The organism is Bradyrhizobium sp. AZCC 1577 (assembly GCF_036924575.1).
In the GTDB taxonomy this organism is placed as follows: Bacteria; Pseudomonadota; Alphaproteobacteria; order Rhizobiales; family Xanthobacteraceae; genus Bradyrhizobium.
In genome coordinates this window covers 2,665,813-2,690,860 of record NZ_JAZHRQ010000001.1, presented here as the reverse complement: position 1 = coordinate 2,690,860, position 25,048 = coordinate 2,665,813, and the positions used below count along the sequence as shown (strand labels likewise).

The 25,048-nt window shown below is 59.2% G+C and carries 23 protein-coding genes and 7 pseudogenes; 12 read left to right on the top strand and 18 right to left on the bottom strand.

Annotated elements, in window-relative coordinates; all coding sequences use genetic code 11:
* Window positions 1-233 precede the first annotated feature (233 nt).
* A pseudogene (locus V1278_RS12635) lies at window positions 234-371 on the bottom strand (transposase); the annotation flags it as partial.
* Between the two features lie 287 nt (window positions 372-658).
* Here V1278_RS12635 and V1278_RS12630 point away from each other — a divergent pair.
* Entirely contained in the window at window positions 659-2,122 is a 1,464-nt protein-coding gene (locus tag V1278_RS12630) for a PAS domain S-box protein (RefSeq protein ID WP_334380940.1), read from the top strand.
* A 499-nt stretch (window positions 2,123-2,621) separates the two neighbouring features.
* Here V1278_RS12630 and V1278_RS12625 read toward each other — a convergent pair.
* Both V1278_RS12625 and V1278_RS12620 read right to left on the bottom strand, forming a co-directional pair.
* A pseudogene (locus V1278_RS12625) lies at window positions 2,622-3,573 on the bottom strand (sensor histidine kinase).
* 58 nt (window positions 3,574-3,631) lie between these two features.
* Window positions 3,632-4,651: an alpha/beta fold hydrolase gene (locus tag V1278_RS12620; RefSeq protein WP_442893662.1), complete on the bottom strand. Its 1,020-nt coding sequence runs from the start codon at window positions 4,649-4,651 to the stop codon at window positions 3,632-3,634.
* Between the two features lie 788 nt (window positions 4,652-5,439).
* On the opposite strand from V1278_RS12620, the gene V1278_RS12615 reads away from it, so the two are divergent.
* Window positions 5,440-7,737 (top strand): AI-2E family transporter, encoded by a 2,298-nt coding sequence (locus tag V1278_RS12615; protein WP_334380939.1) that lies wholly within the window; start codon window positions 5,440-5,442, stop codon window positions 7,735-7,737.
* Between the two features lie 39 nt (window positions 7,738-7,776).
* On the opposite strand, the gene V1278_RS12610 is transcribed toward V1278_RS12615, so the two are convergent.
* The 9 genes and pseudogenes from V1278_RS12610 to V1278_RS12575 all read right to left on the bottom strand — a co-directional run bounded on the left by V1278_RS12610 (window position 7,777) and on the right by V1278_RS12575 (window position 13,485).
* Complete coding sequence (locus tag V1278_RS12610) at window positions 7,777-8,226, bottom strand: hypothetical protein (protein WP_334380938.1); 450 nt, start codon at window positions 8,224-8,226, stop codon at window positions 7,777-7,779.
* Window positions 8,169-8,552, bottom strand: a complete 384-nt coding sequence (locus tag V1278_RS36925; RefSeq protein WP_442893663.1) for a recombinase family protein — start codon at window positions 8,550-8,552, stop codon at window positions 8,169-8,171. The genes V1278_RS12610 and V1278_RS36925 overlap by 58 nt, the downstream gene beginning before the upstream one ends.
* 62 nt (window positions 8,553-8,614) lie before the next feature.
* Window positions 8,615-9,055: a hypothetical protein gene (locus V1278_RS12605; protein ID WP_334380937.1), complete on the bottom strand. Its 441-nt coding sequence runs from the start codon at window positions 9,053-9,055 to the stop codon at window positions 8,615-8,617.
* A 61-nt stretch (window positions 9,056-9,116) separates the two neighbouring features.
* Entirely contained in the window at window positions 9,117-9,347 is a 231-nt protein-coding gene (locus V1278_RS12600; RefSeq protein ID WP_334380936.1) for a DUF6894 family protein, read from the bottom strand.
* A 334-nt stretch (window positions 9,348-9,681) separates the two neighbouring features.
* Window positions 9,682-10,698: pseudogene (locus V1278_RS12595) on the bottom strand (YihY/virulence factor BrkB family protein).
* Window positions 10,699-10,728: 30 nt separating this feature from the next.
* The gene (locus V1278_RS12590; RefSeq protein WP_334380935.1) at window positions 10,729-11,466 is read right to left on the bottom strand and encodes a hypothetical protein; all 738 of its coding nucleotides are present in this window, start codon (window positions 11,464-11,466) and stop codon (window positions 10,729-10,731) included.
* Window positions 11,463-11,879, bottom strand: coding sequence for a phage holin family protein (locus V1278_RS12585; protein ID WP_334380934.1), 417 nt, complete (start codon window positions 11,877-11,879; stop codon window positions 11,463-11,465). Before V1278_RS12585 ends, V1278_RS12590 begins: the two co-directional genes overlap by 4 nt.
* A complete protein-coding gene (locus V1278_RS12580; RefSeq protein WP_334380933.1) occupies window positions 11,876-12,457 on the bottom strand; it encodes a hypothetical protein in 582 nt (193 codons plus the stop codon). The genes V1278_RS12585 and V1278_RS12580 overlap by 4 nt, the downstream gene beginning before the upstream one ends.
* 11 nt (window positions 12,458-12,468) lie before the next feature.
* Window positions 12,469-13,485 (bottom strand): DUF3618 domain-containing protein, encoded by a 1,017-nt coding sequence (locus V1278_RS12575; protein ID WP_334380932.1) that lies wholly within the window; start codon window positions 13,483-13,485, stop codon window positions 12,469-12,471.
* 222 nt (window positions 13,486-13,707) lie between these two features.
* On the opposite strand from V1278_RS12575, the pseudogene V1278_RS12570 reads away from it, so the two are divergent.
* Both V1278_RS12570 and V1278_RS36920 read left to right on the top strand, forming a co-directional pair.
* Window positions 13,708-14,407, top strand: a pseudogene (locus V1278_RS12570) (SDR family oxidoreductase).
* 23 nt (window positions 14,408-14,430) lie between these two features.
* On the top strand, window positions 14,431-14,604 hold the full coding sequence (locus V1278_RS36920; RefSeq protein WP_442893664.1) for a hypothetical protein: 174 nt from the start codon (window positions 14,431-14,433) through the stop codon (window positions 14,602-14,604).
* A gap of 28 nt (window positions 14,605-14,632) precedes the next feature.
* Here V1278_RS36920 and V1278_RS12565 read toward each other — a convergent pair whose 3' ends face one another.
* The 3 genes and pseudogenes from V1278_RS12565 to V1278_RS12555 all read right to left on the bottom strand — a co-directional run bounded on the left by V1278_RS12565 (window position 14,633) and on the right by V1278_RS12555 (window position 17,255).
* Window positions 14,633-15,148 carry a YciE/YciF ferroxidase family protein gene (locus V1278_RS12565; RefSeq protein WP_334380931.1) on the bottom strand — a complete coding sequence of 172 codons (516 nt, stop codon included), beginning with the start codon at window positions 15,146-15,148 and terminating at the stop codon, window positions 14,633-14,635.
* 409 nt (window positions 15,149-15,557) lie between these two features.
* A pseudogene (locus V1278_RS12560) lies at window positions 15,558-15,729 on the bottom strand (DUF3606 domain-containing protein).
* Window positions 15,730-15,983: 254 nt separating this feature from the next.
* Window positions 15,984-17,255, bottom strand: coding sequence for a DUF892 family protein (locus V1278_RS12555; protein ID WP_334380930.1), 1,272 nt, complete (start codon window positions 17,253-17,255; stop codon window positions 15,984-15,986).
* Window positions 17,256-18,594: 1,339 nt separating this feature from the next.
* Here V1278_RS12555 and V1278_RS12550 point away from each other — a divergent pair.
* Together V1278_RS12550 and V1278_RS12545 are read left to right on the top strand one after the other, a co-directional pair.
* Entirely contained in the window at window positions 18,595-18,795 is a 201-nt protein-coding gene (locus V1278_RS12550; protein WP_334380929.1) for a hypothetical protein, read from the top strand.
* A gap of 30 nt (window positions 18,796-18,825) precedes the next feature.
* Window positions 18,826-19,487, top strand: a pseudogene (locus V1278_RS12545) (SOS response-associated peptidase).
* 248 nt (window positions 19,488-19,735) lie between these two features.
* Here V1278_RS12545 and V1278_RS12540 read toward each other — a convergent pair.
* The 3 genes from V1278_RS12540 to V1278_RS12530 all read right to left on the bottom strand — a co-directional run bounded on the left by V1278_RS12540 (window position 19,736) and on the right by V1278_RS12530 (window position 20,705).
* The gene (locus V1278_RS12540) at window positions 19,736-20,005 is read right to left on the bottom strand and encodes a DUF6894 family protein (protein ID WP_334380928.1); all 270 of its coding nucleotides are present in this window, start codon (window positions 20,003-20,005) and stop codon (window positions 19,736-19,738) included.
* A 48-nt stretch (window positions 20,006-20,053) separates the two neighbouring features.
* Window positions 20,054-20,254 carry a hypothetical protein gene (locus V1278_RS12535; RefSeq protein ID WP_334380927.1) on the bottom strand — a complete coding sequence of 67 codons (201 nt, stop codon included), beginning with the start codon at window positions 20,252-20,254 and terminating at the stop codon, window positions 20,054-20,056.
* 262 nt (window positions 20,255-20,516) lie between these two features.
* Complete coding sequence (locus tag V1278_RS12530) at window positions 20,517-20,705, bottom strand: DUF3606 domain-containing protein (protein ID WP_334380926.1); 189 nt, start codon at window positions 20,703-20,705, stop codon at window positions 20,517-20,519.
* A gap of 17 nt (window positions 20,706-20,722) precedes the next feature.
* On the opposite strand from V1278_RS12530, the gene V1278_RS12525 reads away from it, so the two are divergent.
* The 6 genes and pseudogenes from V1278_RS12525 to V1278_RS12500 all read left to right on the top strand — a co-directional run bounded on the left by V1278_RS12525 (window position 20,723) and on the right by V1278_RS12500 (window position 24,899).
* Window positions 20,723-21,745, top strand: coding sequence for an IS1182 family transposase (locus tag V1278_RS12525; protein WP_334384162.1), 1,023 nt, complete (start codon window positions 20,723-20,725; stop codon window positions 21,743-21,745).
* 211 nt (window positions 21,746-21,956) lie between these two features.
* Complete coding sequence (locus V1278_RS12520) at window positions 21,957-22,736, top strand: AI-2E family transporter (RefSeq protein ID WP_334380925.1); 780 nt, start codon at window positions 21,957-21,959, stop codon at window positions 22,734-22,736.
* A 9-nt stretch (window positions 22,737-22,745) separates the two neighbouring features.
* Window positions 22,746-22,979, top strand: a pseudogene (locus tag V1278_RS12515) (AI-2E family transporter); the annotation flags it as partial.
* Between the two features lie 115 nt (window positions 22,980-23,094).
* Entirely contained in the window at window positions 23,095-23,274 is a 180-nt protein-coding gene (locus V1278_RS12510; protein WP_334384336.1) for a hypothetical protein, read from the top strand.
* Between the two features lie 57 nt (window positions 23,275-23,331).
* A complete protein-coding gene (locus V1278_RS12505) occupies window positions 23,332-24,363 on the top strand; it encodes a GAF domain-containing protein (RefSeq protein ID WP_334380924.1) in 1,032 nt (343 codons plus the stop codon).
* Complete coding sequence (locus V1278_RS12500) at window positions 24,342-24,899, top strand: diguanylate cyclase (RefSeq protein ID WP_334380923.1); 558 nt, start codon at window positions 24,342-24,344, stop codon at window positions 24,897-24,899. Before V1278_RS12505 ends, V1278_RS12500 begins: the two co-directional genes overlap by 22 nt.
* Window positions 24,900-25,048 lie beyond the last annotated feature (149 nt).

The window sequence follows — 25,048 nt, the reverse complement described above, 5'->3', positions numbered from 1 at the left end:
CGAAGCGCTTAGGATGAGCTTGTTCTGTCCGACATCGCTCAAAATCTGCTACGGCTCGCATAGCTGGTCGCCGGCCACCGCCCACTCAGGCCCTGTGCATCGCGTAGGTTGTAGTTGCGTAAGGAGCGTCCGGCGGACCAAAGCCGGCCGCTCTTAATGAAATGGCTAAGGTGAAAAGCATAAGATGGCTCCTCGAAAAACAGACAGGCATTAAGCGGCATGACCTCATTAGCGCGCAGCCAGAGCCGGATTGATGCAAGCTGAACGAAGGCCAGGTAGTTGGCTGCAAGTTTGTCGTAGCGCGTCGCCACCCGGCGACATTGCTTGATCCTGTTGAAGAACCGTTCGACCCCGTTGCGATTGCGGTAGAGATAAGGGCTGAAGCAGATCGGATTGTTGCGATTGCTTTTGGATGGGATATTGGCCCATGCGCCGTTCTTCATAGCGAGCTCTCTATCCAATCGGAGTCGTAGCCACGATCGGCAAGCAGCATCGATCCGGGCTGTAGGCGAGACAGGAGCTTTCCGGAACCGCACCATCGGTCATCGGGCAGCGAAGGAATAAATTTGAAATTGCGCCGGCTCCGCAGGATGTTACGCTAACGCGATGCCGGCGGTCGAGCTTAGGCAAGCTTAGGTGTTCCAGCCGTGAGGGTGTGATGAGTAACGCCGAACAAGACGCCATCGATTCGTTGCTGGTCTCCCTGCAGAAGCCCAATGTACATCAAGGGGCGTGGGGATCCGACGAACTCTTGCAGGCTCTGCCGGCAGCGCTCTACATGACGGATGCCGCTGGCCGCATTACTTACTACAATGAAGCGGCGGCGCAATTGTGGGGCTGCCGGCCGACGCTCGGGACTGCCGAGTTTTGCGGATCATGGAAGCTCTATTGGTCGGACGGCACTCCCTTGCCGCACGCCGAATGTCCGATGGCGCTGGCTTTGAAAGAGCGGCGTCCGATCCGTGGCATGGAAGCGGTCGCCGAACGGCCGGACGGCACGCGCGTGCCGTTCATTCCGTATCCAACTCCCCTATTCGATGCTTCAGGTGCTTTGGTTGGCGCTATCAACATGCTGGTGGACATCACCGAGCGCCGGGAGACTGAACAACGGCTTCGAGAAAGCGAGGCGCGCTATCGAGCCATCGCTGCGATCGTTGACTCGTCCGACGACGCGATCATTTCGAAAGACCTCAACAGCATCATCAAAAGCTGGAATCAAGGCGCGGAGCGGCTGTTCGGCTATAGTGCTGAAGAGGCGATTGGGAAGTCGGTCACGATGCTAATCCCTCCCGATCGTCAGGATGAGGAGCCGGCCATTCTTGCCCGCATCCGGCGCGGCGAGCGCGTCGAGCACTACGAAAGCGTTCGTCAACGCAAGGATGGCAGCACTATCGACATTTCGCTGACGATCTCCCCGATCAGGGATAAGGACGGCAAGATCGTCGGCGCTTCGAAAATAGCCCGTGACATTTCATCTCGAAAGCGAGCAGAGGAGCAGCAGCGGCTAATCTTCCGAGAGATGGACCATCGCATCAAGAACCTCTTTGCTGTCGCTGGCGGCGTGGTCACGATGAGTGCCCGATCGGCGAAAACAGCGGAAGAACTCGCTTCTGTGGTGCGCGACCGCTTGCTGTCCCTCGCGAAAGCCAACGACCTGACGTTGAAGCTGACAGCCGATGGCACTCATCGAACGCAACAGTCAACGCTGCTTCATACGTTGATTAGGACGATTCTCTCCCCTTATGACGGCGGCACCGACAAAGGCGGGGCACGTGTCGCGATCAGTGGACCCGACATTCCAATCGCGGGCGATGGGGTGACTGGCTTTGCGTTGCTATTGCACGAGTTTGCAACCAATGCCGCAAAGTACGGGGCACTTTCGACCCAAAGTGGCTCCATCAATATCGCGTGCTCCGAAAACACTGACCAATTTGCGGTAACCTGGACGGAACGCGGAGGACCCCCGGTCGGTCGCCAAGCAGAGGTAGAGGGCTTTGGTACGCTACTCGCCCGTGCGACGGTGCAGAGCCAATTCGGGGGCGTGATCGCGTGGAATTGGAACCCAGCGGGCCTGACAATAGAACTTTCTTTTCCAAAGGACCGCGTCGTGACGCATCCCTAGCGCTCAGATTTTGATGAAATCAAGTTGTACAAGAAATCACCGGACGGCCTAGCAAAATCAATCTCGCGCGGCCGTGGTGATCCTGTCCTTTCCTTGGCACCAAATCTCAACATCTGAGTAAGGCACCGTTGGTCGGTTTCGCGCGCAGCAGGCATATGGAATACACGTCCGCTTTGCACCGCAACCGTCCGCATGCTGTAGGTCGCCTTCATGGCACTTTGCGGACCTGACGTTCGCGTAACGCCAAGTCTTTCGGAGGGGGCAAGCGGACATCGCTCAGGAGTGAACCGAGGTCCGAATCGGATGTCGGTTACGCATTCTCGCAGCCGCATAGTTCGTCCAGATGGGCTGACGTGAGGCTCGCTCTGCCTCCGAGAGCAGACATCCCTGACGTCGCTCACCAGATCCGTTTGATACCAAATTCAGGCTTTCGCTCTCTATGAAGCGCCGGTGAAGGCGGCATTGTGCCACGCGCTGCTTCACGTTGGTTCCAGCCGGCTCACTTCGCTATGGGGTCTTTGCTCGTTTTCAGGGTGGCGAGCAAACCCTCCGCTGACCAGTGAAAGGCGATCGTGCCGCCGAGCGTGCGGCCATGCTCCGATGCACTAGTTTGCTACCAAAGCCTTCCAGCGTGGTGGTCCGCCCCGTTCGGTCCACATAATCACGACCTCGTCGTCCTCGGCATTGCACGACACGTCCAGCGTGCCACTTGCGACCGACAGCGATCCGTATTTTGCCGAGTTTGTTGCCAGTTCATGGAGAACCAGGGCCAGCGTCGTGCTCGAACTCTCCAACATTCATCTTTGGCACTGAAACGCGAATGCGAACGCTGGCTCCCTTCTCATCATAGGGAGCAAGCAGAACCGAGATAAGATCACCGAGAAGCGCGCTTCTCTTTCTCGGCCTGGGATGGGACGAATGAGGTCCTGAGCACGTCCTGACGCCATCAGCCGGCTGGTCAGCTCATGGGCCATATCCTCTTTAGACCGCGAAGTAATTTGAGTAAGCGCGGTTGCAATGGTCAAGAGATTCTTCACCCGATGGCTCATCTCGCCCGCGAGCAATTCGCTAGCCTCTTCGGCCTGCTAGCGTTGAGTGACGTCGAGGAAGATTCCAAACATAATTCGGTCGGATATGTCCGCGTCGTCGCCTTGGCCTCGAGCGGAGATCCAGCGGATATCGCTGCCTGACAGAATCCGGAAGTCAACTTCGTAAGCGCCGACTACTGCACGCGTAGCGGAAAATGCAGATCTGCCCCTTTCCAGATCGGCCAGATGAATGTTCTTGGATAAGATCTCGAATGTGATCTGCTTTTCGTCCTTCGAAACTTCCCATAGGTCATATGCGCGTTCATCCATGGTGATGGCGTCAGTGTCGACGTTCCAAGACCACAAAGCCACGCCTGCGGCGCGAGTTGCGGCCCGCAAGTGCTTTTCGTGACACACCGGCATGGATACCTCGTCAGAAGACAGCCGGCTTTGCTTCATTTGCTTCCTCGACCAGTTTCTGTCAGCCCGACGCGGACCTCGCGATCGCCACTTCCTCGATTGCAGACATGACTACACCGGTTGCGGTCTGATGGATCATGTGGCCGGTTCCAGGAACGCGGTGAAAACTGCTTTGGGGAATATCGCGGTGCAACCGTGCCGATTGCGCATCAATGTCGACCAATCGGTCTCCCTCCCCTGCGACGATGACCACGGGCATCTTCAAATTTGCGTACTCGTCGTGAAAGTAAAATGCGTCTGGAATCATAAGCGCCGACTCCGCAGCCGATGCGCGAATCTGAGAAGGACGAAGGGCCATCTCTTTCGGGAAGCCCTGAAACTTCTTGGGCACGGACCGCGGACCGAAGATTTTTGCCATCAAGAGCGGCCACATAACCCGGCTTAGAATCGGTGAGATAGTGTGCCCCAGGACATCGCCCACTAAAGGCACCGCTGGAGCGGACAACGCAACCACGTCAGGACGCAACGTCGGATAGTAATATCCCGAGGCAAGAACTAGGCCTTTGACCAGGTCCGGATCTTTGAGTGCCAGCGCGACTGCGACAGAAGCGCCCCACGAGTGCCCCAATACGATTGCATCTGAGACGCCCAGCCGTTGGAGGGCGCCGTTAACCAGTTCAGCCTGTGCCGCTGGAGTCCAGACAACATTGCGCGGCCGATCGCTATGACCGAAGCCCGGACGATCGAAAACGATGACGCGATGGTTCTTGGCGGCTAAATCGATCAAACCGCTGGACTCGAAATCCTGTATCATGCTGCCATTGCCGTGCAGCAGGACCAGCGGCATGCCTGAGCCACGTTCGACATAGTGTAGCCGGACGCCGTTTACCTTAAGGAATTGGCCAGCGGGGCGATTGTCGTATTCAGCATTATTGGACAGGCGGCGGTTCACCAAGGCCAATATGGCCAAAGCTCCTGCGGTCGCGGCTGCAGCTGCTAAATAAGGATGCGCCTCGGCGATCATGCGGCCTTTATGGGCAAGGGATCTTAGCGAGCGTGTCTGGAGGTGGGCTGCGGTCATCGTATGCACTCAAAGGGGCGTGCACGAAATCCGGGAGAATCCAAGAAGTGTTGCAGCGCAGGATGAACAGTCACCCCTCAGGTTCGTTCCTCGCAATCAGGGCTAATCTGATGCCGGACTGAAGCAACTAACAACACCGCAGCTCAATGGACCGGGGCCATGGCACCCACGGCCTAAATTGGGTTGTGAGCGGACAGCCTTGCGGCTCTGGATGATCTCCGCTTTGCCTCGCCTAACAGACATCGCCGGGAGGCGGGCCGAAAGATTTAGAGCGCGGACAGGTCGTTTTATGCGTGACAATGTCACATAGCGAACGCCCGCAGGTGAATGAGCGCCCCTGGAGTCCGCGAAATGTTTGCTACGCAAATCCCGGCAACATCACTAAAGCGTCGCACAGGGGGCATCGATTGGTGCAAGCGCATAATCCGCTTAGTGCCATAAGCTGCGGTGGGCACCGATGGGTGGATCAAGACCGCTCGGACCTCGGAATCGACACTCCCTGAGAGACGGCTGATCAGCCTGCCGTTACCTGGGTGCGGATCTCTCGATCGCATCCCCGCGGACACGTGCATGTCCCGTCGTCCGTGAAGCCGACGATTTATTGCCGGTGCCAAACTCGCGACACGAATGGCAAGAAGGGAACTAGCTGGGTCCGTTCGTGTTTTCGTGTGAGGCGGAGCACAATGCATAATTTGCCTACAGCCTCAGGGCTTCCATCACCAAGCCAGGTCCGCGCGGACCCGGTCACGTCTCGCCAACTGGATATTGTAAGAGTTGCGGCTGCCCTGGTGTCAGGCGCGGTCATCCTTGCTGCCCTTTATTTCGGCCGTGAAATACTCATACCACTCGCGATCGCATTCCTGATCACATTCGCGCTGAACCCGCCCGTCACATGGCTTGCCCGGCTCGGCGTGCCCAGACTGCTCGCGACGAGCCTCGTCATGGTGACCGTCGGATGCGCTCTGGTTGGACTAGGCGTCATTCTCGGCGCACAGGTCCGTACGATCGCCGTCGAATTGCCGGCCTACCAATCGACGATACTGACGAAGTTGGCGGATCTACGCCAGAATCTTAAGGCACCCGGATTGTTTGACGGCGTGCTGAAGACGGTCGAACGCGTACAGAAGGAGGTCGAGTCAAAGGACGACAAACCCGCGGAAGGCCCAGCGCCACAGCGTGTCGAAATCGTTCCCATGCCGCAAACGCCGCTCGAGCAGGCATTTGCCTGGCTTGTGCGGTCAGCGGAGCCTCTGGCCACCGCCGGTATCGTGTTGATCTTCGTCTTTCTGGGGCTGCTTGATATTGGCGACCTTCGCGACCGGTTTCTACGCCTGTTGGGTGGAAACTTCCATCGGTCGACGGATGCTATTCAGGAGGCCGGGACGCGTATCAGCAGATATCTTCTGATGCAACTACTCGTAAACGTCAGTTACGGCGTGCCGCTCGCTCTCGGTCTCTGGGTCATTGGTGTGCCCGGCGCCATGCTGTGGGGCGCACTTGGTGCCGTCATGCGATTCGTCCCTTATGTCGGCCCGCTGATTGCTGCGATCTTTCCAGCCGCGATCGCTTTTGCCGTTGACAGTGGCTGGACCATGTTGCTCTGGACGGTCGCGCTGATCGTCACCCTTGAGTTGATAAGCAACAACATTGTCGAGCCGCTGCTATATGGTTCCAGCACCGGCCTGTCGGCCATATCGCTGATCGCCGCGGCGATATTGTGGACAGCGCTTTGGGGTCCCGTGGGGTTGATCCTCTCCACTCCCCTCACCGTTTGTCTGCTAGTCCTCGGACGCAACTTGCCGCAGCTGCGCTTCCTCGACACCATGCTCGGCTCGACGCCTGCACTGGATGTTCCGACCCGCATCTATCAGCGGCTGATTGCAAATGATGCAGACGAAGCAGTCGAGATCGCAAGCACCGAGATCGAAAAATCTTCGGTGCTAGCATTCTACGATGCAATCGGCATCGAGGTCCTTCGTCTGGCAAGCGAGGAGTATCTCCAGAACGCAAGCGCCGAGCACCGCCTGCGTCTGGCAAGCGGAATGGATGCGCTGCTCGACGATCTTAGGGATCAATACCCGTCATCCCTGAGCTCGGAGGCAACGCCAACGGTTCTGTGCATCGGAGGAAAATGGGAGATCGATGCCCTCGCCGGCGAGATGCTGGCCCACGCGCTCGCCTTCGAAGGGATCGCCGCGACCTCTCAATCCCCTGCATGCGTCACTGCCGACTATCTGGCCAAGCTTGATCTGAAGGGCGCGGACATTGTCAGCCTTAGTTACTTTACGTCGAATCCAGCCATCCCCGCTCGTCAGGCCTGCCGGCGTCTGAGAAAACGATGGCCGAATGTGCGCATCGTTTTGGCGCTATGGAGGGCCCCCCCGGAACTGTTGTCCGACGAATCCCTCGAAAAGCTCAAAGCCGATGCTGTCGTCACATCGGTTGAAGAGGCGGTCCGTCGTATTCACCGCATTGTCGACCCCGAGGAAGCAAAGGCAGCGCAACAAGCCCCCGCGCCGGACAACGACGCAGCGCGTGTCGATGCGCTGAAAGCGACCGGGGTCCTGGAAGGGGGCAAACGCGAAGCGCTGGATGCACTCGCCAAACGCGCGGCCGACGTATTCAATACTAGCGCTGCCGTGATCACCACTATCGATAAGGACCGCGAATACTTCGTCGGACAAAGTGGAAAATTGCCGGATGCCATCACCGACGATACAGGCACGCTGCTGCCGATGGACCGCGAACACGCGATCTGCAACTACGTTGTGGCCAAGGACGAGACGCTGGTGGTTTCGGATATCGAGCGCGACCCACGGTTTGCCGATAACAAGACGATCGAGCAATGGGACGTGCGCTTCTACGCTGGGGCGCCGCTACGCGCAGCTGACGGTCTAATAATCGGAGCGTTATGCATTCTCGACTCCGAACCCCGTACCCTCGAAGCAAATGAGGTCGCATTGCTTGAAACGATGGCGGCCGATGTCGTAGCCACCATTACAACGAGTGATGCGGACGAAGAAGCGTCGGTGAAATCAGAACCTGCTGCCTCATCGGGAACGGTCGGGCAGGAAGTGCCTCAGTAGCCTGAGCGGCGCCAAGTCCAGGGTTCTGAACGCGGAAGGCTAGCTTATGATGAAACCTCTGATCGCATCTTCCTCACGTGAGCTCGCCATTGTGAAGTGCGGCTCGCGCTCTTCTTGGCGGTTGCCGGCTACGCGGAATGAAATGATGTTGCCTGTTCCGTTCAGCGCCAGGCTTGGACCGTCCTCTCTGAGGTGCACTTGAAGCCCAAGGTCGGTCCTTAGCGCCTCCGCAACCTGCGTCGCCAGTTTTGACAATACATCGGACCAATGCTGTCGCGCATCAAACCAAGCGCAGTCCCCCGAGGCTTTATAGCCGATGAGCGCATAGGCTTTTCTTATCGAGCCAAAATGCTTGACGTAACATTGGGTAGAGGGAAGTCCGGCTGTATTGCGGATGATGCTATCGCTAAGCTTTCCCTTGCGAGCGAGCGTTAGTCGCAGCCGACGCAACATCTCGTCTTCCGGGATGCAAATATGCCGCTCGGCCATGATTTTTTGGCACGTGCGAAGAGGTCTTGCTCGACCATCGGATCGACCGCCGCCGCGCTCCGAACCCACAGATGATGAGGATTGTTTACCAGCTTCTGTCCAAGCCGGCGGGACGTACGCTTGTAGACGAGATTCCCGACGTAGTTTTCGTTCTTGAGAATAGCCTCGATCATGACGTCGGTCCAAGGACGCCCATCATGATTGGTCACGTTCACTCGATTGAGCCGTCGTGCAATTTCAACGTACATTCTCCGCTCAACAGCAAACTGCTGGAATATCCATCTGACGACGGCGATCTCTTCGTCAGACCCTGGCCGAAGTCGCACACGGTCCGTTTTTCAGGGCCTTGCATTCCCCCTTCGCCAGCTTGCCTTTCGAACGCTAGTTCTCATCGACCATCTACCTGTAGAGCCCGAACGTGAGCGCGCCACCAACGCGATAGCCAAGGCCCGCTATCCGGCAGCGCCCGCCGCACCTTCACGCCAAGCTCTCGGCTATACTTAGCCGCCATGACACGCTTGATGTGCTTGACGATGCTCGACAGAAGGCTTCCGTCATTATCGAATTGCTCAGCGCAATAAGCGACCTTGATGCCGTTTCGCTTGCAGACAAACGCGTAATGCGCGCTCTCGTCGACGTCCTGAGAGTGCCGGCGTAAGTCCGAACGATAGTGGTTGCGTTGCTGAGCGTATGCTGCGATGGCGGCAGCCTGGTTCCGTATCGAATAGCGCTGAAGTTCGGTCGACATGTGAACGTACTGTGCCGCGCGAAGAACCTTCTGGGCTTTTGCCAGTTGCGTATTGCGGCGGATGATAAGCGCATTGTCCATGGCCTAACGACCTCTGCGATATGCGCGAAGCTTTTCTGCACGATATCGAACTGATCGTGTTCTAATGATATTGAGACACCACCTTTATCGTCCGCAGCGGTTTGCGCTGTTCGTCCTGAACTTGGATTGACCATTCCATATCTGGTTCTAAACCGCCGTCCAAGTCGCGGACAATCTCTCCGGCCGTCTTAGTTGCCTGCTGCCAAGCAGCGTCCAAATCCGCAAGCTCGATGGCTTCCGTCGGCTCGTCAGTTCTCCCGTTGCTCTCGATGGCGAAGAAAAAATGGGGCATTCACCCGCAAACGCCCCGTGTGCAGGTTAGGCACTGAGCATGAACCTGATCTGAACCCCGCCCGGTGAATCTCGGGATCTCCGCGATTGGATGCGCCTCCTATTTCTGGCCGGCCTTCGGGTCGGTAGTCGGCGGCCCCGCCGCTCGTATTCCGCCGCCAGATGTCTCAACCGCGCGACGACCTCGGGATCGTTGATCGAATCGGCAGGCGACGGCGCCGTGCGGCCTGCTCCAGGAGTTTGCTTTTTTGGTCCTGCAATTCTAACGGGCGCGATAGTTTTGGGTTGCAGGCCGCTTGGGACCTCGGCTGCGCGCGGGGTGTGAACGCCAAGCGTCAGGCGGAGATGGAGACGCCGATGAGCACCGGAATCCCTTGCGGGCTTGGGTTGCTGGTCTCGCTGCTGGCTTGCGATGAGCGGGAAGTCGCGGCCGATTTTCTAGAAAGCCCGATTCGCTCGCCTTCCTGGGCCCCGCCCGGCTGAGACAGAGGCTGCACGTTCGCGCAGTCGTTCTGTGATCGTCGCCGCTTGATCGAGCCCTCGTGCTTGGCGTAGGCCTGGGTGATCTCCGCGCCCATCAGGATAATCTGAGAGGTGTAGTAGACCCAGATCAGCACCACGACGATCGAGGCGGCGGCTCCGTAGGTCGATTCCAGGCCTTGCTTGCCGATGTAGAAGCCGATCGCCGCCTTTCCGACCTCGAAGAACAGGGCGGTCAGGAACGCGCCCAGCCATACGTCCCGCTAACTGACCGAGACATCCGGCAGCCACTTGAACATCATGGCGAAAAGCACCATCACAACGGCAAACGAGACCAACATGCTGACGACGTGCAGAACGCCCTCGGGCAGGTAAGGCGACGCGAATTTGCCGGCGGCGGCCAGTGCCGCGGTAACCAAAAGCGAGACGAGGAGAAGAAAGCCGAGGGCAAGGACGGCGGCGAACGACAGCACGTAGTTGCGGGCGAAATACCAAATCCCACTCTTCTCCGACTCCTTCACCTCCCAGACCACGTTGAGCGCATCCTTCAGCTGCACGACAACGCCGATGGCGGCAAACAGGAGCGCGCCGATGCCGAGGATCGTCGCTAAGGCGCCCTCGGCGGGACGGCTGGCTCCCGCCAGCATGGATTCGATAGCCTTTGCTCCGGCGTCTCCAAGCATCTGCTTCAAGGAGGACGTGACCTGCGAGGTGACCGCGTCGTGGCCGAAGAAAAGCCCAGCGATCGCGATGGCGATCACGATAATAGGGCCCAAGGAGAACACCGAGTAATATGCGAGGGCGGCACCCTGCCGGGCATCCTTGTGGCTCGACCAACTGGTCGCCGCCTCTTTCGCGACCGTCCACCACATCGAAGCTCCTCCGGTTCGGCCCGGCCTCAACTAAGGCGACTTCACCTTGTCCCGTGCCGCCTCTGCCGCATCCATGCCGGCCTGCTTCACGCGATCGACCGCCTCGGCTCCGGTGTCGCTGAGTTCGGCCTTTAGCGTATCCGAGGCTTCGCGCAGGCTCTGCGATACCGCTCCTGCGCGCGTATTCAGATCGACTTTCACATCGTCGCTGAGTTCGCCGATCCATTCGTTCTCGAGGTCGGATGTCCGGAACGCACCCGCGACTGCCGCACCGATCGCCAAGCCCACCGCGCCGAGGACGAGCGGTTGCCGTTCAAGCACGTCGACCAGCGATGATTGCGCTTTCGTGAGGGTCTCTTTTCCGGAAAGCGGATTGCCCAGCTTGCCGAAATTCTCCCGCGCATAGGCGACCCCTTCGGCGAACCGGTCTCTGATCTTGTCGGCCGCTCCTGACGTGGCATCGGAAGCCGCGCTAGCGGCATCCCGCAAGGTTTCACCGACGCGGAACGATCCGCCCTCATGGTCCATTTCAGGCGCGGTCGGCGGCGCCGCGGTGCGTTGGAGCCCGGACGCTGCCGCGCGTAGATTGTGAGCGTCGATATCGACCATCGGGGAAGCCGCGGCTGTCGCCGAACGCGCTGCACTCTTGAGTTTCTCGTTGCCGACCAACAGCCAGAACGCGCCGCCTCCGATAAGCGCTGCGGCAAGGGGATTTTCCCGGACCGCCGACACTAGACTGTCGAAAAAACCGGTTTGCGTGCTGCTCATCGCACCATTCCCTTTACGGTGTCCTTGTCCTTTTCGAGCTGCCGCATGGTCTCATGCGGCGCCAGATTGCGTGAGTCGATCCGGTTAATGCCGATGGCAAACAACACGCCGGCGATCACAGCGGCCACTATCGCTGACGTCAAATAGGAGACGGGCGGCGACCACCCCGCCGCAATCAACGCCGCGGATAACGCAAACAGCGCCATCACGAGTGCGGGGATCACCAGGACGGCGCCGCCGGCAATGAAGCCCAGCGCGCCACCGACCTTCTGAATCTTCTCGCCGAATTCGGCCTTGGCGAGATCCACCTCGTTCTGAAATAGCTTGGCGAACTGCGACAGCGCATCGCCCAGCAGCGTGGAGATGGTCCGAAGGTCGTCCTTGCTGGTTCTGATATCGTTCTGGATGCTCATGACATGTTGCTTCGCTGTGAGGATGACGATTGCTCCCGGGTATTTTCGGGCCGTTTCGAAGCTGAAGACTGGCCGCCGGACGCGTTGAGGAAGCGGACTGTCGCGAAGCCAACAAGCACGGAGATCCCGAGAAACGCGGCTGGCTGCCGCCTCGCGAAGTCGGTGGCGCCGTCGACTAGATCGCGGAAGCTTCCGTTGCGGATTTTCTCGGCGGCATCGTCGACATATCCGGCGGCGAAATTGATGCCGCGGGCGGCGAAAGGGGCGTCGCTTTCGAAGGCGCGAGCGGCCTCTCGGATGTTGCCGGCAAAGCGAGCGACGAAATCGGCGCCGGTGCGTTGCTGTTGGCGGGCCTGGTCCTGGACCTGGTGCGCGGTTCCGGAGGCAACGTCCTTGGCCGCATCAGCCGCTTCCTTGAACTGTTCACGCGCAGCATCGGTCGATGCTCGCAAGGCGTCGCCGGCGCGCTGCTTCACCTCCGCCCCGGCATCGGCCACTTGATCCTTCAGGTCCTGCGACGAGCTTGTATTCTGGTTCTGGCTGAAGTTCGTCTTCTTGGTCAGGTCCAAATCGCTCATGACGGCCTCTTTTAGGTGTTCGGGTTTCGGGAAGGACTGACGGCCGCCGTCACGACGTCATCAGCAGCCTCCTTGAGCGTGTTGGCCATGTTTTGCGTCATGCGGCTTGCATTTCCCCCGAGATCTGCCTCGGCGACGCTTTTCGCTGCCGCGTCGGCCGCTGACATCGTCGCATCCTTAGCTGCCTCAAATCCAGATTGCGCCGCCTCGGCTGCCGCCTGCTTTACACTCTCGCTCGTCTGGCCCATCACCTTGGCTTCGGCCTTGGTCTCAGGGAGGGCCGCGGCGATGATCGCCCCGATCGCGATCCCGAGACCGCCGATCAGCGCGGCGTTGTCGCCGATGACTTGATGGGCCTTTGCAGGCGCCGTGGCCGCCGCATCCTTGGCTGCGGCTGCCGTATCCGTTGCGGTGGAGCGCGCCCGCTCGATTGTGTTCTTGGCGGCATCCATGCCGCTCCTGAGTTTATCGCTGACCGTGCTGGTGGCCTGCCCCGCCCGGCTCCGGAGATCGTCGGCAATGCCGGCAGCCGTATCTTGCGCGTCATTGGCCATGCCGGTGGCCTGGATTTGAGCCGAAGAGAGTCCGTCCTTGACGTCGCCGCGCAGCGCCTGCGCGCGTTCCGCCGCGTCATCCAGCATTTCCCTGGCCTTGTCCATCGGTGGAGCCGCCGCCTCTGCGGCGCGTTCCCGCGCTGTCTTCGAGGTCAGGGCAAGGCCGGCGCCAATCATCAGAAGCGGCAGCGGAAAACCACGCGCCAGGCGCAGCACTGGAACCGCGACCGCGGTGCCGGCCGCGATCGCCCGCATCGGATTTTCTGTGGCCTGTTGCTTCAGTGCCCCGACCCAACTCTGGGTCTTGTGGCTGACGTAATCGGAGACTTCCGATTTGATGTGTTGCGGCGAAACCTTGTGGCGGATGTCTTCGGCGGTATCGGATATCCGCTCCCTCAACTGATCCACCGTTGCGGCCAGCTCTGCGCGGCTGCGCTCGGACTCACGCCTCAACTCCTCCACGGATCGTGTCATGGCGTCACCCTCTTGGATTTCTTTCAGCACGAACTCATGCTGCATTGATTGGTTCCTCGCGCGCCCTTATGGCCGGCGGCCGGTCGTAAAACTCCGCCATCACCTGGATGCGTGAGAGGTGCTTTCCAGGGTTGCCACGACCGCAGGTTCGCCGTTCTTTGCGTGGTCATCGCTGGCGATTCGAGCTGGCAGGGGACGCTTTCCAAGCTCGCCGCTGACGTCATGCTGCTGCGGGCAGGCAGTGCCGGCCGTCCACGTTTCCAAGGTGATCGATGTCAGCAACCCGGAGCGGGTCGTGTTCGAACTGACGGTCCGCGCGCGCGTCAAAATGTCTCACACAAAAAGGTCGTCATCACTGTTGGCGATAGCGGAATCGGTCGGGCGGTTGCCATCGCCTACGCCAGAGAGGGAGCTGACGTCCTGATTTCCTATCTCGACGAGCGACGACGCCCGGGAGACCGAGCGGCTGGTGACGGAAGCCGGCAGGGAGGCAGTTTGCTGCCCGGCGACATACAGGATCCCGGTCAATGCCGCGCAGTCGTCGCGAAGGCGGTGTCGGAGTTCGGCGGCATCGACATCCTCGTCAACAACGCGGCCCGTCAGGCCAGCTTCAAATCAATCGAGGACATCAGCGACGAGGAATGGGAGCTGACGTTCAAGGAGAATATCCACGCGATGTTCTATCTCAAAGGCTGCGGTCAGCCACATGAAGCCGGGTAGCTGCATCATCAACACGGCCTCGATCAATTCGGACGTACACCTCCCAACGCTGCTGGCCTATGCAACGACCAAGGGTGCGATCCACAATTTCACGGCGGGGCTGGCGCAGATGCTGGCCGAGAAGGGTATTCGCGCTAATGCGGTCTCCCCGGGGCCGATCTGGAGGCCGCTCATCCCTCGACCTTGCCTGATGAACCTGTAAAGAATTTCGGCAAGCAGGTCCCGATGAAGCGCCCCGGTCAGCCCGTCGAGTTGGCCACGGCTTATGTCATGCTGGCAGATCCGCTTTCGAGCTATGTATCCGGTGCGACGATCGCCGTTACCGGCGGAAAGCCCTTCCTGCAAAAGCCGTCCTCACAGGCTAGGCGCTGCCAAGACCCCGTTCTCGCTGGAACTTGATTCTCGAGTCTTGGCAGCCGGTGTTGGATCAGGCGGCGTGCGACGCCTTGGCGTTGACACCTTTTCGAAGGGCAATGGTATTGAGCTTCGTGTTGGCCGCCTTTTCCTCGTTGAGGTTGGTGGTCAGCAAGCGCACCACTTCGTCGTGACCGAGCTTCTCGGCCCAGGCAATCAGCGTGCCGTAGCGGCACATCTCGTAATGTTCGACGGCTTGCGCACTGGCAATGATCGCGGCATCAAGAACGGCCTTGTCTGCCACTTCGCCGGTCACCTCATCGGCTTCCTTGATCAGACCATCGATGGCCGGGCACTGGGTACCGCTCGGCTGCTTCTCGAGCTTCAAGAACACCTTGTCCAGCCGCTCGATCTGCTTGTTTGTCTCCTCCAGATGCGTCTTCAGACCCGCCGCGAGATCGCGGTTGGTCGCCTTATCGATCATCTTCGGCAATGCCTTCGTGATCTGCTGCTCTGCGTAATAGATATCCTGCAAGCCGTGCAGGAACAGGTCGTCCATTGTCTTGATGTCTCGTGAGAATAGTCCCATGGCATCCTCCTGATTTAGATGCCCGTTAAAACACTGCTGCCGCGGTTGTTGTTCCCAAAGCGGCATCATCGCTCCTTCGCCAGCCCACTGGGCGCCGGAACGAATTCGAACATGCTACGACTTGGCGGACGCGGGCTCGGGCATTCGACGATGGTGAGACGCCAAAACGCCGGCTGGCGTCACTGGTCGCTGCCTACAGTCGGAGCTTACGGGGCGGCGTGTGTGTTTCTGCATTCAACGATCACGCGTTGCCAATGGGCGTCAGCGGCGCTAGTTCTGCCGAACAGCAGGCGCTCATCACCGCGGCAGATACCGGTCGATACGACGTTCTTACAAAAGCGCTTCAGTCCTCGCTTGAAAAGCGTGCGGGCCTCGCTCCAAAGATCGCAAGCGTACCGCAGGCCTTCAGTCACACCGCCAATTCCTTGCGGACAGCACCAGCTGAATTTCCGACTTTGTCGACGGTTTTCTGTAGTTCTTCCTTCGAGACTTTCAGGTGCTTTGTCCAACACCTCATGGTGCTCACTCATGTTGATTTTGCTGCGGTCCGGCTTGTCCCTCTTGGTCAGACTATCCGTCATCAAGCTTCCTTGTTATCGGCTATCTTGAAATCCGGTCCGGCCCCCGCAAATAGCGAAATCCCTCAACCACGAGCGCTTTTCATCAGCATCCATACCGGCCAAAACTGTGACGGTAGCACCGTTCCTAATTAAGCGAACAGCGATGCACGCTCGTAGTGGACGCTCCGTTTGAACGGCGACGCTGTGCGCTGCTCATCGCGCTCAGTATCCGTTGCGCTGGCAACGGATACCGGGAGATACTTTGCAATGCGCAGTTACTCAGCCTGCTCGATCGCAGCAGGCATCTTTGCCACTGACATCAGCGAGCGGGCTACCTGATTGAGGAGCTGGTCGGCGTTTTCTTCTTCGGCCAGCGACTTCGATAACAAGGCGACAACTGCGCTGTTGCGCAATTGCTGAGCCAGGCTCTTCGCCGTCGTATAGCTCGCCATCTCGTAATGTTCCACGCGTTGCGCGGCACCGATCAGCGCAAGGTCCGCACCGGCGTCCTCCTTCTCCTCGCCCTCGGCCATGATCTCCTGACCTTCCTCGACGAGACCCATCATGCCCTTGCACGGCTTGGCGCGGGCAGTTTTGCCAAGCAGTTCGAAGCACTCGTTGATGCGCTCGATCTGCTTTTCGGTCTCGACCAGATGCTGCTCGAAAAGCTCGCGGAGCTGATCGAAGCGCGCCGCCTGCGCCATCTTTGGCAATGCCTTGGTAAGCTGTTTCTCCGCATGCAGAATGTCACGGAGTTCTTCGATCAGCAGTTCGTTCAGGCCGGCCTCGTCGACCGGCGCCGTGCTTTCCGTGACAATTCCAGTGGCCGCGCCAGGTTCGCCGGCCTGAATGGCAGGAGATTCCATGAAGACCCAGCCGTCACCCTCGTTCCAGGGGCCACGGGTATCGATTTCGCCGTGCTCTCCAGTTCCGGTGGAATCGTTGAAGAACTGGTTGACCAATCCTGGCGTCGGCGCGATGCGGCCGATGCTGAGCGCCGGCTTGTTCATGCTCTCGAGCGCAAGCGAGAACGCCTTCATGTGGGTGATTTCCCGGGTCATCAGGAACTGGAGGGCGTCCTTGGTGCCCGCGTCGTCGCAGAAGTTGATCAGGCGTTCATAGACGATCTTTGCCCGCGCCTCGGCGGCGATGTTGCTCCGGAGGTCGACATCGAGCTCGCCGGTTATTTTGAGGTAATCGGCCGTCCATGGATTGCCTTGCGAATTGAACAGGTTGATGCCGCCTCCGCCGGCGATCGCGATCAGCGGATCGGCTTCGGCGGCCTGACGATCGAACTTGGAAGGCTTGAGATGCATGCGCGCCAGACAGCCGACCACTTCGAGGTGGCTCAACTCCTCGGTGCCGATGTCCATTAGCAGGTCCTTGCGGTCCGGATCCTCGCAATTGAGCCCCTGTATCGAATACTGCATTGCAGCCGCCAATTCGCCATTAGCGCCGCCGAACTGTTCGAGCAGCATGTTGCCAAAGCGCGGATCGGGCTCGTCAACGCGAACAGTGAACATCAGCTTCTTGACGTGATGATACATAGGAGACCTCGACGGTTGGGATGATGATTGCCGAACGGCAGCGCCGTCGGTTAGTTCCTAAATTCGCCCGCGGCGGGGCCGCTGACGCGGATCCAGGGACGCAGCTCAAAGGCGAGTATTGACGTTCGCCAAGGCAATTCGCTTCGCCACCAGGGGAAAGCCCATGAAGAAAGTCTACCTCGCTGCCATTTCTGACGTGGCGTTTTCAGGTCTTGCGAGATTCGCAAGGGCAGAAGGCGCAGGCAGTGGTTTCCGTCCGACCGTTACGGCCTCTCGCCAATGCTGGGACGCGAGCACCAAAATGGCCTGGGAAATCAGACAATGACGCCGCGCGAGCGCAAAGACATGCCTTGGCTCATCATGGCCTTTGCCGTCGTCCTCGTGGTGATAATCGCGGCGGCTGTCTTGCGCTGGGTCTGATCGCAGAGAGAGACGTCAGGATCAGCCATTGACGCGTCTTGTACTGAGGCTTCCGACCTCGGGCACAAAGTATCGTCGCGATATGAGGGCGCCCGCGGCGAGACCGGCAGCCAAGCCCGCAAATGCCCCCATCATCGATTTCTTGGATAGGGTCAACTCCCAGCCCGGTGTCAGACGCTTTGGGGTTATCGTAATCCACGACCGCGGAAATTGCCGACATTGCAGCAGCGTCGCGCAATAGTTCGATTGATGATCGAGGCGGATGAGACGCCAACCATGCCTCAAAAGGCAGCGCCCAGAACAGGGTTGATGCGTGGTGAGTAGTGAGACCTGGACCCGGATCGTTTTTCCCCTTGGGTGCGCGACCCTGTGCATGGCAACCGAGCGTCGTCGCCAGCACGGCAGTTCCAGCAATTACCAGGATCATACAAGTGGCGAAGCCGAAGGGCTGGTTGGCGACATTCAACCCAACTTGATCATGCGGACCGGCGGCTTGTAGCGGCGCGTGCCGTAGGACCGGCATCGGAAGGACGGTTCTAGCTTCCAGATCGGCGTTTCACGCGCCCTGCGGATGGCATCTGCCGCTTTCGCTTGGTCAAGCGCTCTCGTGCTTCATTAGCGTGCAAGCTGAAGAGCGGCAAATGGCGGCTTTCTTACGTCAACATCAGCAAGCAGATCGGAGACGAAATCACGTCAAGGTATTCGCAAATGTGGATACCGCAGAAAAGTGGTTCGAGGACGATCCCGAAGGCATCGCGTTCGAATGCGAGGTATTGGAATAGTCTTTGAACCGCGCGCCTCTGCCGTGCGCACTTGCCAGTGGTAAATCGTGAGCGCAGGATACTGGCTCGGTGTTGTTTTTTGGTGCCCATTGCTCTTGCTCGCAAACGTAAGTTCAATCGCTTTGGGAGAGAGGCATATGATGGACGTGTATTTGAACACCAAACGTGATCTGCTCGTTGTGAAGAAGGGATATCCGATGCCGCCCATCGCGGCGTTAGGAAAGTGGCGTAAAAGCAAAAAGAGGGTCATCAAAGTCAGCGACGAGATCAGCGCCGCGCTCCAGAGGCAGGGCTACTACATGCGCAAGCTAAGGGACCTGCATAGCAATAGAGATTAGCGCAAGGACGAGCCTTCGCGGCAGGCTTCGATGTGCAATCTCTACAGCATCACCACCAATCAAGAAGCCATTCGCGCGCTCTTCCGCGTGATGAACCGCTACGTCGGCAACCTCGCGCCGATGCCGGGCGTATTTCCCGACTATCCCGCGCCAGTTGTCCGCAATGCGGGCACCGAGCGCGAGTTAATCCTGATGCGCTGGGGCATGCCGCCACCATCCCGCACAGGCGGGCCTCCGGTGACCAACATCCGCAATACTTCCTCGCCGCATTGGCGGGTTGGCTGAAGCCGGAAAACCGCTGCCTGGTGCCGTTCAACAGTTTCGCCGAATATGCGCCGGAGCCTAACCCGGACACCAAGAAGAAGGACGTCGTCTGGTTCGCGATTAATGATGATCGGCCGCTGACCTTCTTTGCGGGCAACTGGACCGAGTTCAAAGGCGATCGTGGCACGAAATCAAAGCCGATACCCGGGCCGCACAACGTCCATGGCTTTCTTACTATTTCGCCGAATGCCGTTGTCGGACCGATCCATCCGAAAGCCATGCCGGTGATCCTCATGACGGACGAGGAGGGCGACGTCTGGATGCGCGCGCCGTGGGATGAGGCCAAGGGGCTACCGCGGCCATTGCCCGACGATGCGATCAGGATCGTAGCCCGAGGCGCTGACAAGGAAGACAAGGCTGCCGCATGACCTTCACGCCCGGGCGCGGAAGGGTTTCGCTCGCGATCAGCCTTAGCGGATGCCGCTCTGGTAAGTCGCTGCGGAGGTCACCGATGCCTCTCAGCCCTAACGGTGTGAACTGGTTCGGCAAGGAAACGCCGTAATCTTACGGAATTCTCGACCACACTGAAGGGCTGTAGCTTGGTCCAGCCAGCGCGGTCTTTTCATCCCGAACAAATTTGGCTGGCGAAGGGTCGCGCGAATGCGGCCCTTTCCTATTACCTGCCTCCGTTGCCAACATCGTGTTTGTGGTGATCAAGTTTGAATGTGAATTTGGCCTGCAGGACAGGGCCCTTCTCATCCCGGACCTCGATTGCCATCCGGTGCCTAAGAACGGTCTCAGCTTTGGACCAGATTGCATGTTTAGCCATGTCAACCAACGAACGTGCCGCCTCTATCTGGACGGCCTGTAGGTTTGGCAGTTCCAGTCCTTCGTCATCGACGGCAAGTTCGTCGTTATCGCACAGGTCAAAGTAGTAGCGAGGCATTCGCGCCTCCTGTCTTCCAAAAAGTTGGAAAGCGAGAATTCGTTCCAACTACTCTGGCGGTCGCAGGCCGGGCGAGCGGAGCCAGTCGCTCATATGCGAGCCGGTTTCGGCTTGTCTGGCCTTGCGCAGAACTTGCTCGCGGAGCGTGCCAGATGGGAGTAACTTGGCTTGCTCTCGCAAGCGTTTTGCTTCGTCGGCTAGTCGTTCTTCGAGAGATTGAACTTGCTTGAAACGGCGACGCTTCTGCATGCGCTGCTCCATTCCGTTGGGGGAAGGCGGGAGCGCAATTCGTGCGTTCTCATCACAGATAGATACCTCGGGGCCGTTCGGTGATGGGGAGCAGTGTGCGGCTATTTAACCCGGCGGGACACAACAAAGGTTAACCTGTCCGCGCTCTTATTTTCAGCTAACATACTTTTCGTGAATTACTCAAGCGTCTGCAGTTGAGCGAGGCACTCAAATGCGGACACGCACGAAACTACTGACCTAACGGATTAAGGGTTCGGCATGCTCAGTGCCTGCGGCCTAGAATTCCCAACTCCTTGCGGACAGCGGCGGCAGAATTGCCAACCTTATCGACGGCCTTCCGTAACGTGTCACGATCCACGCCGAGCGCCTTGCTCCAGTACTTGACCTCGAAGTCCTCGCTCATGTTGATTTTGCTACGGTCAGGCTGACTACGCTTTGTGAGATTATCCATGATGCGACCTCCCCCAGATCAATGCGGTCAGGAACGCCCTGTTCCTGCGAGGCAATCGACACGCCTTCTTCACAAAGGCGAAGGTGGAGCGGCGGCGTGCTCAGCTGGAGGAGAGCGTCGCGCGCTATCTGAGCCAGCTTGACACGGCCGACCGGCAGGAGCCGACGGAGGCGCTGGCCGCGAAGGTAACAAGGCTCACCGAGAAGCTGACGAAGCTGAAGGAGGAAATGGGCAAGCTTGCCGTTTACGAGAAGCAGATGCTTGCTTCGCCTGACCAGCAAATCTCATTGACCGATCCCGACAGCCGTTCGATGGCGACGAGCGGGCGTGGTTCCGGCGTCGTCGGCTACAACGTGCAGGTCGCCGTGGATACCGAGCATCATCTGATTGTGGCGCATGAGGTAACGAACAGCGGCTCAGATCGGGCTCAACTGGCCAATATGGCCAAGCAGGCCAAGGCTGTTCTCCAGGCCGAGACGCTTGAGGCCGTGGCCGATCGCGGCTACTTCAGCAGCCTGGAGATCCTCGCCTGTCACGAGGCCGGCATCACGGTAACCCTGCCCAAGCCGCAGACGTCGGGTGCCAAGTCAGATGGCCGCTTCGGCAAGCAGGACTTTGCCTATCTGCCGGTGGCAGACGCCTATCGCTGTCCGGCTGGGGAGCGGCTGCCCTATCGCTACACAAACGAAGAAGACGGCAAGATGCTGCGGCGCTACTGGACCATAGCCTGTTCAACTTGCTCGCTCAAATCGCAGTGCACGACAGGGCCAGAGCGGCGAATTACACGCTGGGAGCATGAGCATCTGCTCGAGGCTGTGCAGCAGCGCCTTGACGCCAACCCGGAAGCCATGCGTCAGCGTCGGGAGACGGTCGAGCATCCGTTTGGCACGATGAAGGCCCGCATGGCAGCGACGCACTTCCTTACCAGAACGCTCCCAAAAGTAGCGGCCGAGATGGCGCTCTCGGTTCTGGCCTACAGCCTGACACGGGTCATGAACATCGTCGGGACCAAGCCACTGATCGCTGCGATCGCGGCCTGAGACTTCTCTGCGCCTGGCTCTCAGAATTGACCTCCTGTAAGACCGTTTTTACACGGCCAAGACCCGTATCGGACATCACCGTGCCCGCTCCGAACCCGTCGGACGGTGCTGGACTGATTGAACGTTTCGAGCATCAATCGCTTTATGCTCTTGGTGGATCAGACACGCCGATCGTGCGTTGACTTGGTCATTAACGGAAAGGCCGTCGACTATGGCGGACTTTGCTCCAGTCTCGCCTCGATCTTCGCCAGCCACTCAGCCCACAGGCTCGCCGATCCTGACGGCCGGCGGCATTGTCCTTGCAATCGGAGGACTCTATTTTGGCCGGGATATCTTTGTTCCCTTCGCCCTCGCCATCCTCCTAAGCTTCGTTCTCACGCCGTTGGTAAACTTTCTAGGGCGCTGGGGGCTGCCCCGCATTGCCGCGGTGCTGATTGCCGTTACGCTTGCCTTTATCCTGATTACAGGCGTCACCTTCGTGGTCGGGCGCCAGCTCGTCCAACTCGCCAACAATCTTCCGAGCTACCAGACTACTATCACTCAGAAAATCCGTTCCTTGCAGGAGTCCGCCCCTGGTGGCAGCGTCCTCGATAACATCACCAGAACGATAGAGGATCTCGGCAAGGACATCTCGGGCGACGAGAGGAAGCCTGAAGAAGCACAGCCCCGCCTCGGAGCCGGCCCCAAGTCTCCAGAGCCGGTCACCGTGCGCCTAGAGGCGCCACGGCCAAAACCCCTTGAGATTATCCGATCCGTAGTCGGTCCGCTGTTGGCGCCGCTTGCCACTGCCGGGCTGGTCGTCATCTTCGTGATCTTCGTGCTGCTAGAGCGGGAGGACCTGCGCGATCGCTTCATCAAACTCGCAGGGGCCGGAGACCTTCAGAAAAGTACGCAAGCCATCAACGACGCCACCGCCCGGATCAGTCGTTATCTCCTGATGCAGCTCATCGTGAATCTGACCTACGGCATTCCGATTGGGATTGCCCTTTAGTTCATTGGCGTGCCCAATGCCCCGCTGTGGGGGCTGTTAGCCGCCGTCCTTCGATTTATTCCGTATCTCGGTCCTTTTCTGGCGGCCCTGTTTCCTATTGCCCTTGCAGTCGCCGTCGATCCTGGCTGGACCATGTTATTCTGGGTGGTCGGGGTGTTCCTCGTGGCTGAACTGATCAGCAACAATATCGTCGAGCCATGGCTTTACGGCGCCAGCACAGGCCTGTCCTCTCTTGCCATCATCATTGCGGCAATCTTCTGGACCATGCTGTGGGGCCCTGTCGGCCTCTTCCTAGCGACCCCTAACCGTCTGCGCCGTCGTCATCGGGCGCTACGTCCCGCAACTCGAGTTCCTTGGCGTGCTTCTTGGCAGCGATCCGGTGCTTGCGCCGGAGGAGCAGCTTTATCAACGCCTGCTAGCCGGCAACCTGGAAGAGGCGGTGGAGATTGCTGAAGACTATGTCGACAAATACTCCTCGCACGAGTTCTATGATAACGTGGCCATTCCGGCACTGCGCCTTGCGGAAAACGATCGCTAGCGCAGCACGACGGATACCAATTACCGGCGGCTCGTTGCCGACACGGCGATCTCTGTTGTGCGCGAGGTCGAAGACCATATCCAGGAAAAGGCCTCCTCAGCGGCCGAGCGGGGCGAAGATCGCACAGCCGAGCGGCCACCGTGTGTTCTCTGCGTCGCCGGCCGCACTGAGCTAGATCACGCGGCGGCGGAGATGATGGCGCAGGTGCTCAAGGAGCGAAGCATCAGCGCCAAGGTCCTGCCGCCGATCGCAGTCAGCCAGAGAGCGCTGGGGCAGCTTGCTCTCGAAGGCGTCGACGTGGTGTGCCTGTCCTATCTGCATCCTCAGCCTCAGGTCTTTGCCCGGTACATCCTCCGTCGTCTGCGTCGCCGAGCCCCCCACGTGAAGCTCATCGTCTGCTCCTGGAACCTGGCGCATGGTACGCAACAGACGGAAGAGCTCAACAAGCAGATGGCGGCCGATGCGGTATTCGCCTCGCTTGAGGGCTGTATCAAGCAAGTTGAGGAATGGATGTGCCGCCCAGCATCTGGCAGCGGTACGCGTCCGGTGCTTCCTGACGTTAGGCAAGAGCAGGTTGCAGCGCTGCACAGTCTCGGTTTGGCCGCCGCGAAAGGACGGCAGTTCGATGAGGAATCCAAGAAGATCGCGCAGGCGTTCAATGTCCCGATCGCACTCGTATCTCTGGCTCACGATATTCACCCGACTCAGCCAGACGCAATAGACCTGTCGCAGGAAAATCAGGCCATCAATCAGGCTCCTCATGAGGAGCCGCTCGGCGCATACGTGATCGCGGCAAACGAAGTGCTGGTTTCCGAAGACGTGACCGAGGATCCACGCTTTGCCGACGATCCACGCGTGTTGGAGAAGGGCATTCGCTTCTACGCAGGCGTCCCCTTGCGAACCTCAGCTGGACACGTCGTAGGCTCCCTTTGCATCGTTGACACGCAGCCCCGCGAGTTTATGGATCGCGATCGCCAACGCCTCGAGCAGATGGCCAACGATTTGATGTGTCATATCGAGAGCCGGGCTGCGGAATCTGCAGTGGCCCTTGCACTAGGAGATTTGACATGGGGGCCGACGAAGTCCTGAGGGGAATGTTGATGTATTTCGTACTGCCGCTTTGGCTGGCCGCCGGGTTTGCCGATTATCTCTGTCATCGCGCCGCCCACATCGAGAAAACGAGTGGCTGGCGGGAGTCTGTTCTGCATCTCGCCCAGTTTGCCGAGATGGCCGTTCCGGTACTTGCCGCGCTTTTCCTCGAAATCACCTCGGGCGTGATTCTGGCGATGATGGTGCTCCTGGTTCTTCATGAAGCCACTGCCATCTGGGATGTCCGCTACGCATCGGCCATGCGCGAGGTTTCGCCGACCGAGCAGCACATTCATAGCGTTCTCGAAATGCTTCCCTTGACGGGTTTGCTGCTCGTCATTGCGCTTCACTGGCCGGCATTCGCGGCATTGTTCGGTTTTGGCACGCCGGACTTTGCACTCAGGCTGAAACAGGTGCCTCTACCTCTATCTTATATTTTCACGATGCTGGCGCTGACCGCGCTCTTCGAGGTCCTGCCGTACCTGGAGGAGCTGATCCGCGGCTTGCGTTACCGGGAACGGCGGGCGAAGGACTAGTCCGATGCGCATCCTGATCATCGGCGGCACGGGCCTTGCGATCCATGCACGGCTTTCAGCGGAGGGGCATGACTGCGTATCGGTGTCGCGCCATCGAACGGGATCGCCGGATGCGCATCACGTTGCACAGGGGGCGACGCTTCCAGGTG

Bases quoted from the DNA above. Each gene is read 5' to 3' on its own strand.
- V1278_RS12575 (WP_334380932.1), bottom strand. From the start codon at position 13,485: ATGACACGATCCGTGGAGGAGTTGAGGCGTGAGTCCGAGCGCAGCCGC.
- V1278_RS12600 (WP_334380936.1), bottom strand. From the start codon at position 9,347: ATGCCCCATTTTTTCTTCGCCATCGAGAGCAACGGGAGAACTGACGAG.
- V1278_RS12585 (WP_334380934.1), bottom strand. From the start codon at position 11,879: ATGAGCATCCAGAACGATATCAGAACCAGCAAGGACGACCTTCGGACC.
- V1278_RS12555 (WP_334380930.1), bottom strand. From the start codon at position 17,255: ATGTATCATCACGTCAAGAAGCTGATGTTCACTGTTCGCGTTGACGAG.
- V1278_RS36920 (WP_442893664.1), top strand. From the start codon at position 14,431: ATGAAGCGCCCCGGTCAGCCCGTCGAGTTGGCCACGGCTTATGTCATG.
- V1278_RS12590 (WP_334380935.1), bottom strand. From the start codon at position 11,466: ATGAGCAGCACGCAAACCGGTTTTTTCGACAGTCTAGTGTCGGCGGTC.
- V1278_RS12605 (WP_334380937.1), bottom strand. From the start codon at position 9,055: ATGGACAATGCGCTTATCATCCGCCGCAATACGCAACTGGCAAAAGCC.
- V1278_RS12610 (WP_334380938.1), bottom strand. From the start codon at position 8,226: ATGGCCGAGCGGCATATTTGCATCCCGGAAGACGAGATGTTGCGTCGG.
- V1278_RS12530 (WP_334380926.1), bottom strand. From the start codon at position 20,705: ATGGATAATCTCACAAAGCGTAGTCAGCCTGACCGTAGCAAAATCAAC.
- V1278_RS12565 (WP_334380931.1), bottom strand. From the start codon at position 15,148: ATGGGACTATTCTCACGAGACATCAAGACAATGGACGACCTGTTCCTG.
- V1278_RS12540 (WP_334380928.1), bottom strand. From the start codon at position 20,005: ATGCCTCGCTACTACTTTGACCTGTGCGATAACGACGAACTTGCCGTC.
- V1278_RS12620 (WP_442893662.1), bottom strand. From the start codon at position 4,651: ATGACCGCAGCCCACCTCCAGACACGCTCGCTAAGATCCCTTGCCCAT.
- V1278_RS12500 (WP_334380923.1), top strand. From the start codon at position 24,342: ATGGGGGCCGACGAAGTCCTGAGGGGAATGTTGATGTATTTCGTACTG.
- V1278_RS12520 (WP_334380925.1), top strand. From the start codon at position 21,957: ATGGCGGACTTTGCTCCAGTCTCGCCTCGATCTTCGCCAGCCACTCAG.
- V1278_RS12630 (WP_334380940.1), top strand. From the start codon at position 659: ATGAGTAACGCCGAACAAGACGCCATCGATTCGTTGCTGGTCTCCCTG.
- V1278_RS12550 (WP_334380929.1), top strand. From the start codon at position 18,595: ATGATGGACGTGTATTTGAACACCAAACGTGATCTGCTCGTTGTGAAG.
- V1278_RS12535 (WP_334380927.1), bottom strand. From the start codon at position 20,254: ATGCAGAAGCGTCGCCGTTTCAAGCAAGTTCAATCTCTCGAAGAACGA.
- V1278_RS12580 (WP_334380933.1), bottom strand. From the start codon at position 12,457: ATGAGCGATTTGGACCTGACCAAGAAGACGAACTTCAGCCAGAACCAG.